Origin of the sequence: Micrococcus sp. FDAARGOS_333 (genome assembly GCF_002206575.2) — a bacterium.
GTDB classification, from domain to species: domain Bacteria; phylum Actinomycetota; class Actinomycetes; order Actinomycetales; family Micrococcaceae; genus Micrococcus; species Micrococcus lylae.
The window spans coordinates 2,026,087-2,044,713 of sequence record NZ_NJFJ02000001.1; the positions used below are offsets into that span (position 1 = coordinate 2,026,087).

General features: G+C 72.9%; 13 protein-coding genes. 6 read left to right on the top strand and 7 right to left on the bottom strand.

Features of this window, described 5'->3' with window-relative positions; genetic code table 11:
• Window positions 1-120 precede the first annotated feature (120 nt).
• The gene (gene dinB / locus CEQ11_RS08945) at window positions 121-1,362 is read right to left on the bottom strand and encodes a DNA polymerase IV (RefSeq protein ID WP_088478380.1); all 1,242 of its coding nucleotides are present in this window, start codon (window positions 1,360-1,362) and stop codon (window positions 121-123) included.
• A gap of 43 nt (window positions 1,363-1,405) precedes the next feature.
• Here dinB and CEQ11_RS08950 point away from each other — a divergent pair, with 43 nt between their 5' ends.
• Complete coding sequence (locus tag CEQ11_RS08950; protein WP_088478381.1) at window positions 1,406-2,512, top strand: polyprenyl synthetase family protein; 1,107 nt, start codon at window positions 1,406-1,408, stop codon at window positions 2,510-2,512.
• A gap of 158 nt (window positions 2,513-2,670) precedes the next feature.
• On the opposite strand, the gene CEQ11_RS08955 is transcribed toward CEQ11_RS08950, so the two are convergent.
• Window positions 2,671-3,054 carry an Rv2175c family DNA-binding protein gene (locus CEQ11_RS08955; protein ID WP_088478382.1) on the bottom strand — a complete coding sequence of 128 codons (384 nt, stop codon included), beginning with the start codon at window positions 3,052-3,054 and terminating at the stop codon, window positions 2,671-2,673.
• 330 nt (window positions 3,055-3,384) lie between these two features.
• Here CEQ11_RS08955 and CEQ11_RS08960 point away from each other — a divergent pair, with 330 nt between their 5' ends.
• The gene (locus CEQ11_RS08960; protein WP_088478383.1) at window positions 3,385-4,707 is read left to right on the top strand and encodes a LysM peptidoglycan-binding domain-containing protein; all 1,323 of its coding nucleotides are present in this window, start codon (window positions 3,385-3,387) and stop codon (window positions 4,705-4,707) included.
• Between the two features lie 46 nt (window positions 4,708-4,753).
• Window positions 4,754-6,772, top strand: coding sequence for a PASTA domain-containing protein (locus CEQ11_RS08965; protein ID WP_088478384.1), 2,019 nt, complete (start codon window positions 4,754-4,756; stop codon window positions 6,770-6,772).
• A 66-nt stretch (window positions 6,773-6,838) separates the two neighbouring features.
• Here CEQ11_RS08965 and CEQ11_RS08970 read toward each other — a convergent pair whose 3' ends face one another.
• Window positions 6,839-8,242, bottom strand: a complete 1,404-nt coding sequence (locus tag CEQ11_RS08970) for a class II 3-deoxy-7-phosphoheptulonate synthase (RefSeq protein ID WP_088478385.1) — start codon at window positions 8,240-8,242, stop codon at window positions 6,839-6,841.
• Window positions 8,243-8,446: 204 nt separating this feature from the next.
• Entirely contained in the window at window positions 8,447-9,157 is a 711-nt protein-coding gene (locus CEQ11_RS08975; protein ID WP_088478386.1) for a 1-acyl-sn-glycerol-3-phosphate acyltransferase, read from the bottom strand.
• 74 nt (window positions 9,158-9,231) lie between these two features.
• Between CEQ11_RS08975 and CEQ11_RS08980 the strand changes: the two genes are divergently transcribed.
• From CEQ11_RS08980 to CEQ11_RS08990, 3 genes are all read left to right on the top strand, one after another.
• Window positions 9,232-10,047, top strand: coding sequence for a carboxylesterase (locus CEQ11_RS08980; protein WP_088478994.1), 816 nt, complete (start codon window positions 9,232-9,234; stop codon window positions 10,045-10,047).
• Window positions 10,044-10,547: a hypothetical protein gene (locus CEQ11_RS08985; protein WP_127913483.1), complete on the top strand. Its 504-nt coding sequence runs from the start codon at window positions 10,044-10,046 to the stop codon at window positions 10,545-10,547. Before CEQ11_RS08980 ends, CEQ11_RS08985 begins: the two co-directional genes overlap by 4 nt.
• 162 nt (window positions 10,548-10,709) lie before the next feature.
• Window positions 10,710-12,551, top strand: a complete 1,842-nt coding sequence (locus CEQ11_RS08990; protein ID WP_088478388.1) for a long-chain fatty acid--CoA ligase — start codon at window positions 10,710-10,712, stop codon at window positions 12,549-12,551.
• Between the two features lie 175 nt (window positions 12,552-12,726).
• Here CEQ11_RS08990 and CEQ11_RS08995 read toward each other — a convergent pair whose 3' ends face one another.
• The 3 genes from CEQ11_RS08995 to CEQ11_RS09005 form a co-directional block, all read right to left on the bottom strand.
• Complete coding sequence (locus CEQ11_RS08995; RefSeq protein WP_088478995.1) at window positions 12,727-14,259, bottom strand: mycothione reductase; 1,533 nt, start codon at window positions 14,257-14,259, stop codon at window positions 12,727-12,729.
• A gap of 91 nt (window positions 14,260-14,350) precedes the next feature.
• Window positions 14,351-17,878, bottom strand: coding sequence for a pyruvate carboxylase (locus CEQ11_RS09000; RefSeq protein ID WP_088478389.1), 3,528 nt, complete (start codon window positions 17,876-17,878; stop codon window positions 14,351-14,353).
• A gap of 133 nt (window positions 17,879-18,011) precedes the next feature.
• Window positions 18,012-18,593 (bottom strand): MerR family transcriptional regulator, encoded by a 582-nt coding sequence (locus CEQ11_RS09005; RefSeq protein ID WP_304442137.1) that lies wholly within the window; start codon window positions 18,591-18,593, stop codon window positions 18,012-18,014.
• Window positions 18,594-18,627 lie beyond the last annotated feature (34 nt).

Consider the following 18,627-nt stretch of genomic DNA (forward strand, 5'->3'; position numbering starts at 1 on the left):
ACGGCGACGCCGCCGGGCCAGTGGGTGACGGCCGCGCACGGCAACCTCCCAGGAGACGGCCCGCCACCCCGGTCCGGGCATCGCCGCGGCACGCCGTTCAGCCGGCGTCGGAGCAGACCGTCACTGCCGGCGGTCGCGGCCGTCGGCCGCAGGGTCGACGTGGCCGAGCAGCGAGGCCGGGGCGGGCCCGTGGCCCGGAAAGCGACGGCGGACGGCGTCCACCGCACGCTCGGCCGCGCCCCAGTCGGCGGCCCGGCCGCCTGCCTCGTCGTCGAAGAGGCTCTGCTGCCGCGGCGCCTGCTCGTCCGTCAGCCGTTCGGCCCGCACCCCGACCAGACGCAGCGGATGGGGCCTGTCCGCGAGCAGCTCCCTGACGGCACGGCGCGCCGGAGCGAAGAGGTCGTGGCCGGAGTCCGTGGGGTCCGGCAGCCGGGCGGCCCGCGAACGGACCCGGGCCTCCGGGGACTTCACCCGGACGGTGACGCCGCCGGCGAGCACACCCTCGGCGCGCAGCCGTCCGGCGACGTGGTGGCAGAGCCGGAGCACGTGGCGGTCGATCTCCTCCGGGTCGGTCGGGTCGTCGTCGAACGTGTGATCCGCACCGATGCTCTGGTGCCCTGTCTCCTGGTGCACCGGACGGGGGTCGAGGCCTCGGGACAGGTCCTCGACGCGTGCCCCGACCTCGCCGAACCACTGGCGCAGGCGCCCCTCCGGCAGAGCGGCGGCGTCACCGATCGTGTCGATGCCGCGGGTGCGCAGCCGCTGGGCCAGCACGGGGCCGACGCCCCACAGGTGGTCGATGGGGCGGGGATGCAGGAACTCGAGGAGCCGCTCCCCGGGGACGACCACCAGGCCGTCGGGCTTGGCGGCCGTGGAGGCCATCTTGGCCACGAACTTCACGGGCGCCGCACCCACGGAGCAGGGCAGGCCGAGCTCGGCACGCACGCGTTCGCGGATCGCGGCACCGATCCGGGCCGGCGGGCCCAGGCGGCGCCGGGAGCCGGCCACGTCCAGGAACGCCTCGTCCACGCTGAGCTGCTCGCGCACCGGGGTGACCCGGTCGAGCAGGGCCATGACCTCGGCGGACACGGAACGGTAGACGCTCTGCCGCGGCTCCACCAGGCGCAGCTGGGGGCACAGGCGCAGCGCCTGCCCCACGGGCATCGCCGAGCGCACCCCGAACGCCCTGGCCTCATAGGAGGCGGAGAGGATGACCGAGCGCAGCGACCGGCCGGCCACCGCGGCGGGGATGCCCCGCAGGTCCGGCCGCTCGCGCAGCTCCACGGAGAGGAAGAACGCGTCCATGTCCACATGGAGGACGGTGGCGTCGTCCCCGGGGTCCACGGGCGCCGGCTGCTGCATGTCTTCGACCCTACCCACGGCACGGACGGCATAGGGTGGGCGCATGTCGCAGAACATCCCGCATGACCGCCTGGCCCCGGAGCAGTTCCGCGCCGCCGTGGCGGACCGTCTGACCGAGCTGCTGGGCTCCCACCGCGCCCGCGCCGAGCGGGTCCACCCGGAGGCGGCGGCGGTCGTGGACGCGATCTCCCGGCTGACCGCGGGCGGCAAGCGCCTGCGTGCCACCCTCTGCTGGCTCGGCTGGCGCGCGGCCGGAGGCGCTGCGGACGACCCGAGGATCATCACGGCGGGGGCGGCCTTCGAGCTGTTCCAGGCGGCGGCCCTGATCCACGATGACATCCTCGACCGCTCGGACACCCGCCGGGGCATGCCTGCGGTCCACCGCGCCTTCGAGGCCATGCACCGCTCGTCAGGATGGCGCCACGACCCGGAGCACTTCGGCGTCTCCGCAGCGATCCTCGCCGGAGACGTCTGCCTCTCCCTGTCCGACGCCGCCTTCCACGACGCGTTCGCAGGCTCGCCCCGGGCGGACCGCGCCCGCCAGGAGATGGAGACCATGCGCTTCGAGGTGATGCTCGGCCAGTACCTGGACGTCCTCGCCGAGATGGCCCCGCCGGCGGAGGACCCCGCCGTGGCCGCGCAGCGGGCGGAGACGGTGGTGGAGTACAAGTCCGCGCGCTACTCCGCCGTGCACCCGATGGCCCTCGGCGCCGTCCTGGCCGGCGGCGACGACGGCCTCGTCGCCTCCTTCGAGCCCGTCACCCTCCCCTTCGGACTCGCCTTCCAGTACCAGGACGACCTGCTGGGCGTCTTCGGCGACCCGGAGCTGACCGGCAAGCCTGCCGGCGACGACCTGCGCGAGGGCAAGCGGACCGTGCTGATCGCCCACGCGCTCGACCTGCTGGAGGCGGACACTGCGGCCGCCCTCGAGGACGAGCTGGGCCGGGCCGACCTGAGCGCGCAGCGCGTGGCCCACTGGCAGCAGGCCCTGCGCAAGTGCGGCGCCGAGAAGCGCGTCCGCGCCGAGATCGACGACCTGGTCGCCCAGGCCCAGGAGGCCGCCGGCCGCCTCGAGGGCTCGGGCGCCGAGCCGTCGGCGCTGGCGGACCTGCGCGGCCTGATGGACACGCTTCTGCATCGCACCGCCTGACCCGACGGGCAGGGTGGGTGACCCGATGGGTACGGAGGGTGACCTGACGGTCACGGGGGCGCCCGGGACACGGCCCGGTCCGCCGCGACCCGGGCGGACCGGGCCGTGTCAGGCGAGGGGACGTCGTCGGGAGGCCTCCGGCGAGCGCCGGGCCGGGCTCACCAGGCGAGGGCCTGGGCGCGGCGGCGGACCTCCGTCTTGCGGCCGTTGCGCAGGGCGTCGATCGGACGCCCCGGCAGGGACTCGTCCTCGGTGAAGAGCCAGCGCAGGGCCTCCTCGTCGGAGAAGCCGGCGTCGTTGAGGAGGACCAGCGTGCCGTGCACGGGCTCGACGACCCCGGTCGCGGAGAGGAACAGGGCCGGGACGCTGCGCACGGCCCGCTCACCGCGGCGGACGGCCACGAGCCTGCGGTCCTTCACGAGGTTGTGGACACGGGAGACGACGACGTCGAGGCGTTCGGCGACCTCGGGAAGGGTCAGCCACTGGCCCACGAGGGCGTCGAGGTCGGCGGGGATCTGATCGGAGGCGTCGCTGGTGGTCACGGCTCCACGATAGTTCCCCGGCGGACTGGTCGTTCCCTCACGGGTGCGGTCACGGTGACATCACGACCAGCACGGCCCGCGCCTTTCCCCACGTGACAACCTTGTCCTGCGTGCGACACGCCGCACTGACCTGCATCGCCCCGTACTCACAGCGCATTCATTGGCCCCAGCTGGCCCCCTCACCTTTCCCCGCACTAGGATCCCGAAGGTCACAGAACGATCTCGTCAATGCGACACGCCGCTGTTGACGAGATCGTTGTGTGATCACGTGGCGGGTGGCCGCCGCGGCTTGTCATCACCGTCGACGACTCCTCGTGAGGTACCCGTTCCATGTCCGCTTCTCAGCAGCAGACGGCCCCCGCGCCGCGCGCTTCCGGTCAGCGTCTCGTCCGCTCGGCCCTGACCACCTCCGTCCTCCCCCTGATGCTCCTCGGCACCGCTCCGGCGGCCCAGGCCGACGAGGCGTCCCGCCCGGCCGAGCAGCGGCCCTCAGGCTCCGGCTCCGGCTCCGACGCCACCGTCGCGCCCGCCACCAGCACCTACACCGTCCGGCGCGGCGACACGCTCTCCGAGATCGCCTGGGCCCACAGGGTGCCGCTCAAGGAGGTCTTCCGCCTCAACGGCATGGACTACAGCACGGTCATCTACGCCGGCCAGAAGATCACCCTGCCCACCGGCACCGCAGCGCCGACGTCCTCCGGCGAGCGCAAGGCTCCGACCTCCTCGAAGCGTTCCGACCAGACCGCCTCCACCTACACCGTCCGCCGCAACGACGGCTGGTGGATCATCGCCCAGCGCACCGGCAGCACCATGGCGGCGCTCCAGAAGGCCAACGGCATGTCCGCCACCACCACGCTCCATCCGGGCATGGTGCTGAAGGTCCCCGGTGCCGCCTCCTCCGCACCGGCGGAGCAGGCCGACCCCGCCCCGACGCGGTCCGCAGGCCGGTCCACTGCGCTCGAGCGCACCGGCTCGACCTCCGGGGAAGCCGTCCGGTACACCGTCGTCGCCGGCGACTCCCCGTGGCGGGTGGCCCAGAAGTTCGGCATCTCCGTGAAGAGGCTGCGCGACCTGAACGGCCTGACCGTGGACTCGCCGATGTACGTCGGCGACGTGCTGATCGTGGACGACGGCAGCCCGAAGTCCTCCGCCCCGGCCCCGTCGAACCGCCCGATCGGCAACACGTTCCTCCACTACACCTACCCGGAGCACGTGACCGCCTCGGCGAACGAGAACTACGCCCGCCTGCAGTCCGCGCCGGCCCCGTCGCCGGCCGAGACGCAGCAGCTGATCCGCGAGACCGCCCGCAGCATGGGCGTGGACCCGCGCCTGGCCCTGGCCCACGCGTACACCGAGTCCCGCTTCCAGCACCGCTCCGTCTCCCCCGCGAACGCCATCGGCACCATGCAGGTCATCCCGGTGGCCGGCGAGTTCGCGTCCCAGCTGGTGGGCCGGGAGCTGAACCTGCTGGATCCGCAGGACAACGTGACCGCGGGCGTCGCCATCATCCGCTACATGCAGCAGAACACTCCCACCCGTGACTTGGGCATCGGCGCCTACTACCAGGGGCACAGCGGCGTGATGCGCCACGGCCTGAAGCCCGACACCGCCGCCTACGTCGCCCGCGTGAAGGCAGCGATGGCCATGTTCTGATCTTCTCCGCCCGTGTCCTTTCCGGGGCGTGATCTACCCTGGTGGAATGACGTCCCCGCGCACGGACCCCCTGGTGGGAGCGACCCTCGACGGCCGCTACCTCATCCGCGCGCGCCTGGCCCGCGGCGGCATGTCCACCGTGTACCTGGCCGTGGACACGCGCCTGGACCGACAGGTCGCCGTCAAGGCGATGCTTCCGCACCTGGCGGAGGACCCCGCCCTCGTGGCGCGCTTCGAGGGCGAGGCCAAGACGGCCGCCCGGCTGGCGCATCCCCATGTGGTGGGGGTGCTGGACCAGGGACATGCGGACGGCCCGGACGGCGAGGTCGTCGCCTATCTGGTCATGGAGTACGTCCCCGGCTGCACGCTGCGTCGGATCGTCCGGGACGAGGCCCCGCTGACCTCCCGCCGCGCGCTGACCCTGCTCCTTCCGGTGCTGGACGGCCTCGCCGCCGCGCACGAGGCCGGGCTGATGCACCGGGACGTGAAGCCGGAGAACGTGCTCGTCGGAGAGGACGGCCGCATCCGCGTCGCCGACTTCGGCCTCTCCCGTGCCACCACGTCCCACACCTCGGGCGGCAAGGCCCTGGTGGGCACGGTCGCCTACCTCTCGCCCGAGCTCGTCTCCGGCGAGGAGGCGGACGCGCGTTCGGACGTCTATGCGGCCGGCATCATGCTCTTCGAGCTGCTCACGGGCCGTCAGCCGTACACCGCGGACAGCCCGGTGCAGGTGGCCTACGAGCACATCCGCAGCCGGGTGCCGGCGCCGACCGTCGTGGTGCCGGGGGTGCCGGACGCGGTGAGCGACCTGGTGCTGTGGTGCACCGAGCCCGCCCCTGCAGACCGCCCCGAGGACGCGGCCGAGGTGGCCGCCGAGGTGCGCCGCCTGCTCTCCTCCACCCCGGACTCCCTGCTGGACCGCGAGCCGCACTCGACGGCGGCCGAGGAGGAGAGCCTGGAGAACGCCGCCGTCGTCATCGAGCCGGGCGGGGCCGGGCACCAGCCCACCTCTGTGGTGCCGTATCCGTCCGTTCCCGACGACGGCCCCTCACCCGGCACGGGGGACGTCGCCTCCCCCGCGGGCCGGGGCCGGCACGACGACCACCGCACGGAGCCGCAGCCGGACCGTCGTGACGTCCCGGACCGCGCCTCGGACACCCCTGCGGCCGCACCCGGCCCGACCGCGTCCTCGGACCAGACCCGGGTGCTGGACCGTGGATCGGCGGGCCGCCTCTCGGCGGACCGGCCCTGCGGACCCCCGGCAGGCTCCGCCGCTCCAGGCCCCCGCCCGGTCTCGAAGCGTCAGCGCCGCCGCGCCGCCCAGCGCCCGACCCTGGACGTCGGGCAGGGCAACGGGCGCACCCTGGCCACCGGCATCGCGGTGACCCTGCTGCTCACCGGCATGGCCCTGCTGCTGGGCTGGACGCTCGGCGCCGGCAACGTCCCGTTCTCCGGGGCGTCCTCCACCGTCCCGGACCTCGGCGGCACGGACCGTGAGACCGCCGTGGCGCGCCTGCACGAGGCAGGTCTGCAGGTCGACGTCTCCAGCAGACACGACGAGGTCTACTCCGCCGGCGCCGTGGTGGCCTCCGCTCCGGCGGCCGGCACCGAGGTGCGCACCGGAGACCGGATCGAGCTCACCGTCTCCTCCGGCCCGGCTCCCGTGCTGGCCCCGGACCTCGTGGGCCGCGACGCCGCCGACGCCCGGCTGGCCGCCCAGGACGCCGGCCTGCTCGTCAAGGTCGAGCACACGCGCCACGACCCCGACGTCCCCGAAGGTCAGGTCATCGCCCAGGTGCCCGCGCCGGGCTCGACCACGAGCCGCAACGCTCTGGTGCGCCTGACCGTCTCCGAGGGACCCCGCCGAGTCGCGGTGCCGGACGTGTCCGGTCTGACCGTCCAACAAGCCCGGGACCGGGCCGCCGAGGCCGGCCTGCGGCTGGAGGTCGAGACCACCCCGGGCGGCGGCATCTTCGGTCTGCGCGAACCGCGCATCGCGGAGCAGCAGCCCCGCGGCGGCGCCCAACTCGATGAGGGCTCGATCTTCCGCGCCCGTGGTTTCTGAGAGCTGACGGGGCCGGATCCTCCGCGGTGGAGGGTCCGGCCCCGTCCTGCATGCAGCCCCGTGCCCTCAGGCGCGGCGTTCCGGGTGCGTCAGCGCCTCCGTGACCAGGAAGGCCATCTCGAGGGACTGCTCGTGGTTCAGCCGAGGGTCGCAGAGCGACTCGTAGTGCTCCTCGAAGGCGGACTCGTCCACGAGGTTGGCGCCGCCGAGGCACTCGGCCACGTCGTCTCCGGTGAGCTCGACGTGCATGCCGCCCGGGTGGGTGCCGAGCTCGCGGTGCACGTCGAAGAATCCGGCGACCTCGTCCATGACGTCCTCGAAGCGGCGCGTCTTGTAGCCGTTCTTCGCCGTGACGGTGTTGCCGTGCATCGGGTCGGTGACCCAGACCGGCTCCAGGCCCGCATCCTTCACCCCGGAGACGATGTCCGGCAGGACGTCGCGGATGACGCCGGCGCCCATGCGGGTGATGAAGGTCAGGCGGCCCGGCTCGCGCGTCGGGTCGATCTTCTCTGCCAGGGCCAGCACGTCGTCGACCTTCGTGGACGGGCCCAGCTTGACGCCGATCGGGTTGCGCACGCGGGACAGGAAGTCCACATGGGCCCCGTCCACCTGGCGGGTGCGCTCACCGATCCAGAGGAAGTGCGCAGAGGTGGCGTAGGGGTTCCCGGTACGCGAGTCCTCACGGGTGAGGGCGCGCTCGTAGTCGAGCAGCAGCGCCTCGTGGGCGGAGTAGAACTCGGTGCGGCGCATCGCCTCGAAGTCCACGCCGGCCGCCCCCATGAAGCGGACCGCGCGGTCGATCTCGGCGGCCATCTCCTCGTACTTCGCGTACGCCGGGTTGGCGAGGAAGCCCTGGTTCCAGGCGTGGACGCTGCGCAGGTCGGCGAAGCCTCCCTGGGTGAAGGCACGAACCAGGTTCAGGGTGGAGGCGGAGGTGTGGTACGCCTGCACCATGCGGCGGGCGTCGTGCCGACGGGCCTCTTCGGTGAACTCGTAGCCGTTGACGATCTCCCCGCGGAAGGACGGCAGGGTCACCCCGTCCCGGGTCTCGGTGTCCGAGGAGCGGGGCTTGGCGAACTGTCCGGCGATGCGGCCCATCTTCACCACGGGCACCGACGCGCCGTAGGTGAGCACGGCCGCCATCTGCAGGATCGTCTTCACCCGGGCGCTGATGCGGTTCGCGGTGGATCCGGCGAAGGTCTCGGCGCAGTCGCCTCCCTGCAGGACGAAGGCCTCGCCGCGGGCGGCTTCCGCCAGCCGGGTGCGCAGCACGTCCACCTCGCCGGCGAACACGAGCGGCGGCACCTGGCTCAGCTCGGCGACGGCGGCCTCATAGTCCTCCTGGTCCGCCCACTGCGGCGCCTGGCTGATGGGCAGGCTGCGCCAGTGGTCCAGGCCGGCAGCGGTGGCGGCACCCTCGGAGGTGGCGGTGCCGAAGGCCAGGATCTCGTCGCGGGAGTGTGCAGTCATGCACTCCACCCTAGGTGCGCGATCCTCGGCCGGGGGCGAGCACACGGCCGGTGGCCGACATGTGGACATGCACGTCTCACAGAGCGTCTCCTCACGGGAGCGGGCGGACGCCGCAGGCGCGACGGCAGACCGTAGCGGGCGGCCGTCGTCGTGGGACGTGCATGCGGCCCCCCGCCGGCGACAGGCTCGGCAGACGGAACGAGGTCAGGTGCGCGCAGCGCGCGGCGGGGCCTGGACGTGGCCGGACTTCACGTCCGCCGCGTAGACGTCCACGTACTCCTGGCCGGAGAGGCGGCGGATGGCCTCCATGATCTCGTCGGTCACCTGGCGCAGGACGGCGATCTCGTCCTTGCGGTGCTTCAGGTGGGAGAACGTGAGCGGCTCGCCGAAGATGACCCCCACGCGGCCCGGACGCGGGAGCGACTGGCCGATGGGCTGGACCTTGTCCGTGCCGATCATGGCGATCGGCACCACCGGCACGTTCGCGGCGAGCGCGAGCTTGGCCACGCCGATCTTGCCGCGGTGCAGGCGACCGTCGGGGCTTCGGGTGCCCTCCGGGTAGATGCCGAGCAGCTTGCCCTCCTGGAGGGCCTCCAGGCCCGCCTGCAGGGAGCGCAGGGAGGCGGCGCCACCGGAGCGGTCCATCGGCAACTGGTTGATCGCCACGAAGAACTTCCTGGTGATCCAGCCCTTCAGACCGGTGCCGGTGAAGTACTCCATCTTGGCGAGGAAGTGGACCTGGCGGTCCAGGCTCGCCGGCATGAACACGGAGTCCGAGACGGAGAGGTGGTTGCTGGCGAGGATCGCCCCGCCGGTCTCCGGCACATGGGCACGGCCCTTCACCCAGGGGTTGAACAGCGCCCTCGCCACGGGGCGGACCACGAACGTGCGGGCGGACCGGTAGAAGGTGGACATGCCTCTCCTGGGACGGCGGACGGACGGTGCTGTGGCTCCATCGTAGTCGGAGTCGCGGCGCTAGGGTGGTGTCCATGCCCCACACGCGACGCACCGTCCCTGTGCCGCCGACCGCGGCCGGGACCGCCCCGGTCGATCCTGTTCATCGCCCGCTCGACCTGCCGCCGGCACGGGGTGCCGGCGACCGCGCCGTCGTGATGGTGCACGGCTTCACCTCCGGCCCGCACTCGGTCAAGGACTGGGCCCATGCCCTGGCCGAACGCGGCAGCAGGGTGATCGTGCCGCTGCTGCCGGGACACGGCACCTGTTGGCAGGACCTCAACAGGGTCACCGCCGAGGACCTGCGCGGCGCCGTGCGCGCACACGTGGACCGAGCCCTCGCCGAGCACCGCCACGTGGTGGTGGCCGGCCTGTCCATGGGCGGGGCGCTCGCCCTGGACGCGGCGGCACACCGCCCGGTGGCGGGGGTGGCCGTGGTGAACCCGGCCCTGTCCTTCGGACAGCCGCTCGCCCATGCCGCTCCCCTGCTGCGCTGGATGGTCGCGTCCACGACCCCGGTGGCCGACGACGTCGCGGCCCCGGTCAGCGAGCACGCGTACGAGCGCACCCCGGTCGGCGGCGTCGCCGCGCTCGGCCGCATCCAGCGCGCCGCAGTCCGTGGGCTGCCCCGGATCACCGCAGACGTCGTCTCGTACTGGTCCCCGCAGGACCATGTGGTGCCGCCGTCCTCCCAGGACCGTCTGCGGGCCGGGCTGCGGGCCGCCGCCTTCGAGCAGGTGCGCCTGGAGCGCAGCTTCCACGTGGCCACCATGGACCGCGACCTGCCGCTGATCGTGGAGCACAGCGCCGCCTTCGTGGACAGCGTGTGCCGGACGGCGGCCCGCCGATGACGCCGGACCGCCTCCCGGACGGCCCCGAGGACCACGAGGGCCCCGAGGGCCGTCGTCCTTCGGACGACCAGGTGTGGGACGAGATCGTCGCCCGTCTCCGCCCGGACATGCCCGCGGCCCCGCCGGCCGAGGACGGGCCTCGGACCTCAGTCGAGGGCGGCCCTCCTGCGCCGCCGCACGAGCCTCCCGCGCCGGCTGCGCCGTGGCCGGTGCTGCACCCCGAGCCCGTCGAGGACGAGGAGCTGCCCGGCGACTTCGTGCCGCCGGAGCCGCCGCCGGTGCTCAGCGGGCGCCCCTCCCTCGTGCTCGCCGCAAGCGCCCTGCTGCTGCCGATCCTCGCCCTCCTGATCCTGGCGGTCCTGCCGGTGGTGTCCGTGCCCGGCTGGGCGCTGTTCGCCCTCGTCCTGGTCGCCTGCGGCGGCGGCGTGGGCCTGTTCCTGCAGCTGCCCCGACGCGGCGACGGCCGCGGCGACCGCCTCGACCGCGGGGCCCAGGTCTGACCGTCGGACACCTGCCCTCCCGGGCCCGGGCCCGACCATCACGCTGCCGCCTGGACAGATACGGGAAAATCCGAGACTGCGGGTATCGTAGACTTCAGTCATGTGATCCCCGCCACGGACTCGGCGGCGGATCTGGTCCCCTCACGTGTACCAGGAGCCTCTATGCAGCAGATCAGCACCCCGCCCGCACCGGCGCTGCCCGCCGAGTCCAACATCACGGACCTGCTCGAGCGCCAGGTGCGCGAGCGCAGCCACGGCATCCTCTTCTCCGTGCCGGTGAGCGATACCGCGTGGCGCGACGTCACCGCCAAGGAGTTCCGTGACCGCGCCGTCGAGCTGGCCAAGGGCCTCATCGCCTCCGGCATCGGCCAGGGCGACCGCGTCGGACTCATGGCCTCCACCCGCTACGAGTGGACCCTCGTCGACTTCGCCATCTGGTACGCCGGCGCCGTGACCGTGCCGATCTATGAGACCTCCTCGGCCTCCCAGGCCGCCTGGATCGTCGAGGACGCCGCGGTCAAGGCGGTCGTGGTGGAGAACGCCGACCGGCGCAAGACGGTCACCGACGCCGTGCATCGCGAGTCCCTCCCCGAGCTCAAGGGCCTGTGGATCATGGATCCGGACTCCGGCCTGCCGGGCACGGGCCTGGAGGAGCTGGCGGAGGCCGGCCGCGGCGTCTCGGACGAGGACGTCGAGTCCCGCCGCTCGCACGCCGTGCTCGAGGACCTGGCAACGATCATCTACACCTCCGGCACCACCGGGAAGCCGAAGGGCTGCCTGCTGACCCACGGCAACTTCGCCGAGCTGTGCCACCAGGCCCTCGAGAGCTCGCTGGGCTCCATCGTGAACGAGCGCGAGTCCACCGTGCTCTTCATCCCGCTGGCTCACGTCTTCGCCCGCTTCGTGTCCGTGCTGACGGTCGCGGCCGGCGCCCGCTGCGGCCACACCTCGGACCTGAAGAAGCTCACCGGAGCCCTCCAGTCCTTCAAGCCCACCTTCCTGCTCGCGGTGCCCCGCGTGTTCGAGAAGGTCTACAACGCCTCGCTGCGCAAGGCGCAGGACGGCGGAAAGGGAGACATCTTCGAGAAGGGCGCCGCCGTGGCGATCGCCTACTCCAAGGCCCTGGACGCCGGGAAGGTGCCGCTGGCCCTCAAGGCCAAGCGTGCGCTGTTCTCCAAGCTGCTGTACGGCAAGATCCGCGCGGCCATGGGCGGCGAGCTCCAGTACTCGGTCTCCGGCGGCGGCCCGCTGTCCTCGGATCTGGCGCACTTCTTCCGCGGCATCGGCCTGACGGTCCTCGAGGGCTACGGCCTCACCGAGACCACCGCGCCGATCACCGTGAACCTCCCCGGCGACCTCCGGATCGGCACCGTGGGCCTGCCCCTGGGCGGCAACGCGGTGAAGATCGCCGAGGACGGCGAGATCCTCGCCAAGGGCGTCTGCGTGATGACCGGCTACCACAACCGCGACGACGCCAACGCCGAGTCGTTCGACGAGGAGGGCTGGTTCCGCACCGGCGATCTCGGCTCGCTGGACGAGCAGGGCTACCTGAAGATCACCGGCCGCAAGAAGGAGATCCTCGTGACCGCCGGCGGCAAGAACGTCGCCCCCGCCCAGATGGAGGACCTCATCCGCTCGGACGCGCTGGTCTCCCAGGTCATGGTGGTCGGCGATGGCAGGCCGTTCGTCGCCGCGGTGGTCACCCTCGACGCGGACACCCTGCCCGGCTGGCTCTCCGCCCACGGCCTCGACTCCGGCATGTCCGTGGCGGAGGCGGCCCAGCACGAGAAGGTCCGTGCCCACATCGGCCAGCTCGTGGAGCACGCCAACCAGGCCGTCTCCCGCGCCGAGTCCATCCGCGAGTTCCGCGTGCTCGACCGCGACTTCACCCTCGAGGACGGCCACATGACCCCGTCCCTGAAGATGCGCCGCGGTGCGATCATGAAGGACTTCCAGGCCGAGATCGACGGGATCTACGGCGACGCCGCCCCGCAGCAGGGCTGACGCCGCAGGCGCGTGGGCCCCGGACCGTCCGGTCCGGGGCCCACGTGCGCGTACGGGACCCCGACGACGGCTCCGTCGCCGCCGCCGGTCGGCTCACCGGCACGGCGCCTCGCCGCGGACGACGGCCCCGAGGCGGGGCCGGGAGCGTCGACGGGCCCAGAGAGAGTCGACGTGCTCAGAGCAGCCCGGAGTCCGGGACCTCGAGCCCGAGCAGGGCGTTCTCCACGACCTCGGACAGCGCCGGGTGGATCCAGTACTGGCCGCGGGCCATGGTGTGGGCGTCGAGGCCGAAGGACATGGCCTGCACCAGCGGCTGGATGAGGTTCGCCGCGTCATGGCCCACCAGGTGTGCGCCGACGATCCGCCCGGTGCGGCGGTCGGCGATCAGCTTGCACAGGCCGGTCTCGTCGTTCATGGCCCAGCCGTAGGCGACGTCGCCGAACTCCTGCTCCTTCACGGTGATGTTCTCCGGCCCCAGCTCGGCGGCGGCCTGCTCCTCGGTGAGGCCGGCCGTGGCCACCTGGGGGCGGGAGAACACCGCGAAGGGCACCGGGTCCAGCCGGTTCTCCCGCAGGTCCTCCGGGTGCACCAGGTTGTGGGCCACCACGCGGGCCTCGTGGTTCGCGACGTGCTTGAGCTGCCAGGCGTTCGCGGCGTCCCCCAGGCCCCACAGGCCGGGCACGGGCTCGCCGCCGGAGAGCAGCCGCTGGTGGGCGTCCACGGCCAGGGTGCCGCGGTCGGTCACGTCGAGTCCTGCCGCTGCGACGTCGAGGGTGTCCACGTTCGGGGTGCGGCCGGTGGCCATCAGGACCACGTCGGCCTCCAGCTCCAGGACCTCGTCGGCGCCCGACGCCTCCTCGGTCCGGCTCCCCTCCCCCGCGGCGGCGGGCGAGGACGCACGGGAGAAGCGCACGATGACCGGGCCGTCGTCGTGCCCGGGGAGGATCTCCACCGGCTGCCAGCCGGTGCGCAGGTCCCACGTGCGGGAGGCGGCCTGAGTGAAGCGGGCGGAGATCGCCGCGTCGTGGGAGCTGAGCAGCCGCTCGCCGCGGATCACCTCCACCACCTCGGAGCCGAGGCCGTCGAACACGGCGGCGAACTCGACGGCGATGAACCCGCCGCCGATGACGACCACGCGACGCGGCAGCTCGGGCAGGCGCATCACGGTGTCCGAGGTGTGCACCGCCGGCAGGTCCACGCCCGGGATGTCCAGCAGGGTCGGGCGGGAGCCGGCGGCCACCACGATCTGGTCCGCGGTGAGCACCCGGCCGGAGTCGGTGGTGAGCTCCTTGGGTCCGGTGAAGCGGACGCGCTCCTGGACCACGGTGGTGTGCTCGAGCTCGTCGCGGCGGTAGCGCAGCCCGCCCTCGCTGATGGCGTCGATGCGGCCGAAGATGCGGTCCCGCAGCGCGGGGAAGTCCACGGCCTCGCGGCGCAGGTCCACGTCCACGCGGGCGGCCTCGCGCTCGGCTCCGGCGAGGGAGGCCGGATAGGCGTACATCTTCGTGGGGATGCAGCCCACGTTGAGGCAGGTGCCGCCGAAGGTGCCGGCGTCCACGACGGCCACCCGGCGCCCCTCCCAGGCCTCGGTGATCAGGGAGTTGCCGGAGCCGGACCCGATGATCACCAGGTCGAAGTGCTCGGCGGGGGCGGTCTCGGCGTTCTGGCCCGGCGCGGCGGCCAGGGTCTCGGCGGTGGTGTCGGACATGCCAGACAGCATAGGCCGCAGACGCCGCGGGGCGGACACCGAGACCTCGGTGTCCGCCCCGCGGACGGTGCGCCCCTGGGGGCGGAGGGGGTCAGCCCTCGTCGATGACGACGATCAGGTCGCCGCCGTTGACCGGGGTGACGCCGTCGAGGACGACGCGCTTGACGGTGCCGCCGACCGGCGTGGTGATCCCGGCCTCCATCTTCATCGCCTCGATGGTGGCCACCGGGTCGCCGGCCTCCACGGTGTCGCCCTCGGCCACCTGGACCGTCACGGAGCCGGCGAACGGCGCCGGGATCTGACCGGGCACGGAGGAGTCGGCCTTCTCGGCGGTGCGCACGGAGGACTCCACCGAGCGGTCGCGGACCATCACCTGGCGCATCTGGCCGTTGAGGGTGAGCATGACGGTGCGCATGCCCTTCTCGTCCGGCTCGGAGACGGACTGCAGGACCGCCAGGAGGCGGACGCCGCGGCCCAGCGAGATGACGTGCTCGCGACCCGGCACGAGGCCGAACAGGAAGTCGCGGGTGTGCAGCGTCGAGGTGTCGCCGAACTCGTCGCGGTGGGCCTCGTACTCCTGGGTCGGGGCCGGGAAGAGCAGGCGGTTCAGGGCCTCGCGGCGCTGCTGGCCGGACTCGGCCAGCACGGCGCGGTCCTCGTCCGTGATGTCGGTCATCCCGGTGCCCTCGCGGCGGCCCTGGAGGGCCTTGGTGCGGAACGGCTCCGGCCAGCCTCCGGGCGGGTCGCCCAGCTCGCCGCGCAGGAATCCGACGACGGAGTCCGGGATGTCGAAGTCGTTCGGACGCTCCGCGAACTCCTTCGGGTCCACGTCGCGGCCGACGAGCTGCAGGGCGAGGTCGCCTACGACCTTGGAGGACGGGGTCACCTTCACGAGGTGGCCCAGCATGTCGTCCGCGGTGGCGTACATGGACTCGATCTGCTCGAAGCGCTCGCCCAGGCCGAGGGCGATCGCCTGCGTGCGCAGGTTGGACAGCTGTCCGCCCGGGATCTCGTGCTGATACACGCGGCCGGTCGGAGCCTTGAGGCCGGCCTCGAACGGGGCGTAGATCGAGCGCACGGACTCCCAGTAGGGCTCCATCGCCGCGGCAGCGTCCAGGGTGAGGCCGGTGTCGCGCTCGGTGTGCTCCAGCGCGGCCACGAGGGCGGACATCGGCACCTGGCTGGTGGTGCCCGCCATGGAGGCGGTCGCCACGTCCACCGCGTCCACACCGGCCTCGGCGGCGGCGAGGAGGGTCGCCAGCTGGCCGCCGGCGGTGTCGTGGGTGTGCAGGTGCACCGGCAGGTCGAACTCGGAGCGCAGCGCGGTGACCAGCTCGCGGGCGGCGGCCGGGCGCAGCAGGCCGGCCATGTCCTTGATGGCGAGGATGTGCGCACCGGCGTCGACCATCTGACGGGCCAGGCCCATGTAGTAGTCGAGGGTGTACAGCTTCTCGTCCGGGTCGGACATGTTGCCGGTGTAGCAGAGGGCGGCCTCGGCCACGGCGGTGCCGGTGGCGCGGACGGCCTCGATCGCCGGGGTGATCTGCGAGACGTCGTTCAGCGCGTCGAAGATGCGGAAGATGTCCACGCCGGCCTCGGCGGCCTCGGCCACGAAGGCGTCCGTCACCTCGGTCGGGTACGGGGTGTAGCCGACCGTGTTGCGGCCGCGCAGGAGCATCTGGATCGGGATGTTCGGCAGCTCGGCGCGGAGCAGCTCGAGGCGCTTCCACGGGTCCTCGGCGAGGAAGCGGAGGGCCACGTCGTAGGTGGCTCCGCCCCAGGCCTCGACCGAGAGCAGGCCGGGCAGGGTGTGTGCGACGGCCGGCGCGGCCGCCAGCAGGTCACGGGTGCGGACGCGGGTGGCCAGCAGGGACTGGTGAGCGTCGCGGAACGTGGTGTCCGTGACGGCCAGCGCCGTCTGCTCGCGCAGGGCCCGGGCGAAGCCCTCCGGGCCCTTCTCCTGGAGCACCTGGCGCCAGCCGGAGGCCGGGACGGCGTCCGGGGCGCGGGACGGTCCGTCGAACGGCGAGCGGTCCGGCTCCTGGGACTTGTCGCCCGGGTGGGCGGGCAGGCGGTCGCGCGGGTCGATGCCGTCGATGCGGTCGCCGTGCGGCTTGTTGACCGTCACGTCGGACAGGTACTGCAGCACCTTGGTGCCGCGGTCCTGGGAGCGGTTGACCTGGGCCAGCTCCGGGTGGGCGTCGATGAAGTCGGTGGCCACGTCGCCGGAGAGGAACTGCGGATCGTCCAGCACGTTCATGAGGAACGGGATGTTGGTGGCCACGCCGCGGATGCGGAACTCCGCCAGCGCACGGCGGGCGCGGTGCACGGCGGTGAGGTAGTCGCGGCCGCGGCAGGTGAGCTTCACCAGCATGGAGTCGAAGTGCGGGGACACCTCGGCGCCGGCGTAGATGGTGCCGCCGTCCAGGCGCACGCCCGAGCCGCCCGCGGAGCGGTAGGCGGTGATGGTGCCGGTGTCCGGGCGGAAGCCGTTGGCCGGGTCCTCGGTGGTGATGCGGCACTGCATGGCGAAGCCGCGCAGGCGCAGGGAGTCCTGGGTGATGCCGAGCTCCGGGAGGGTGGCGCCGGAGGCGATGCGCAGCTGGGCGCCCACCAGGTCCACGTCGGTGACCTCCTCGGTCACGGTGTGCTCCACCTGGATACGCGGGTTCATCTCGATGAACACGTGCTGGCCAGCACGCTCGCCGGCGGTGTCCACGAGGAACTCCACGGTGCCGGCGTTGACGTAGCCCATCTCCTTAGCGAAGGCCACGGCGTCCCGGTAGAGGGCCTGGCGGATCTCCTCGTCCAGGTGCGGGGCCGGGGCCATCTCCACGACCTTCTGGTGGCGGCGCTGCAGGGAGCAGTCGCGCTCGAAGAGGTGGACCACGTTGCCGGCGCCGTCGGCGAGGATCTGCACCTCGATGTGGCGCGGACGGAGCACGGCCTGCTCCAGGAAGACGGTGGGGTCGCCGAACGCGGTGTCGGCCTCGCGCATGGCGGCCTCGAGGGAGCCCTTGAGGTCCTCGCGCCGCTCCACGCGGCGCATGCCGCGGCCGCCGCCGCCGGCGACGGCCTTGACGAAGATCGGGAACCCGATCTCGTCGGCCTGCTCCAGCAGCCAGTCCACGTCCGCGGACGGGTCGGAGGAGGCCAGGGTCGGGATGCCGGCGCGCTTCGCCGCGCGCAGGGCCTCGACCTTGTTGCCGGTCAGCTCGAGCACGTCGGCCGGCGGGCCCACGAAGGTGATGCCGTTCTCGGCGGCGGCGCGGGCCAGGCCCGCGTTCTCGGACAGGAAGCCGTAGCCCGGGTAGATGGCCTCGGCGCCGGCGTCCTTGGCCACGCGGATGATCTCGTCCACGTCCAGGTAGGCGCGGACCGGGTGGCCCTCCTCGCCGATGCGGTAGGACTCGTCGGCCTTCTGGCGGTGGATCGAGTTGCGGTCCTCATAGGGGAACACGGCCACGGTCTTCGCGCCCTGCTCGTAGCAGGCGCGGAAGGCGCGGACGGCGATCTCGCCGCGGTTGGCGACGAGGACCTTCGAGAAGACGGGTGCGGTGTCGGCAGGGGCGGCGGCCGCGTCGTTGCGGCCGGCGGTGTTCTCGGCTGAGTCGCTCATGCTGGAAGTGTGCCACACCACGTGGACGTCCTATGCCGTGTTCCGCGCGATCGGCTCTGACATGCGACTGCCCCACGTCACATTCGTGCTGTGACGTGGGGCAGGAGGGCCGGCAGGGTCCGGCCGGGCAGGGTCAGGAGGCGCTCTGCTGGCGGCGGGCGCGGCGGCGTGCGGACAGCTCGTCGCCCGGGAACTGCTCGGCCTGCGGCAGGTGCTCGCTGGGCAGCTCGGCGAGGGTGCCCTCGACCTCCCGCCAGACGCGGCCGACGGCGATGCCGAAGACGCCCTGGCCGCCCTGGACCAGGTCGATCACCTCGTCCGCGGAGGTGCACTCGTAGACGGAGGCGCCGTCGCTCATCAGGGTGATCTGGGCGAGGTCCTCCACGCCGCGCTCGCGCAGGTGTCCGACGGCGGTGCGGATCTGCTGCAGGGAGACGCCGGTGTCCAGCAGACGCTTGACGACCTTGAGCACGAGGATGTCGCGGAAGGAGTAGAGGCGCTGGGAGCCGGAGCCGGCGGCCGTGCGCACGGTGGGCACGACCAGGTCGGTGCGCGCCCAGTAGTCGAGCTGCCGGTAGGTGATGCCGGCGGCCTTGCACGCGGTCGGGCCGCGGTAGCCGGCCTCTTCGTCCAGCTGCGGCATGTCGTCCGTGAAGAGGATGCCTTGGTGGGAGCCGACCGGGGTGGGCCGACCAGAACCTGCATGGGGTGTCACGAGTGAGCCCTCCTGGTCTCGGTTCCGCCTCTGG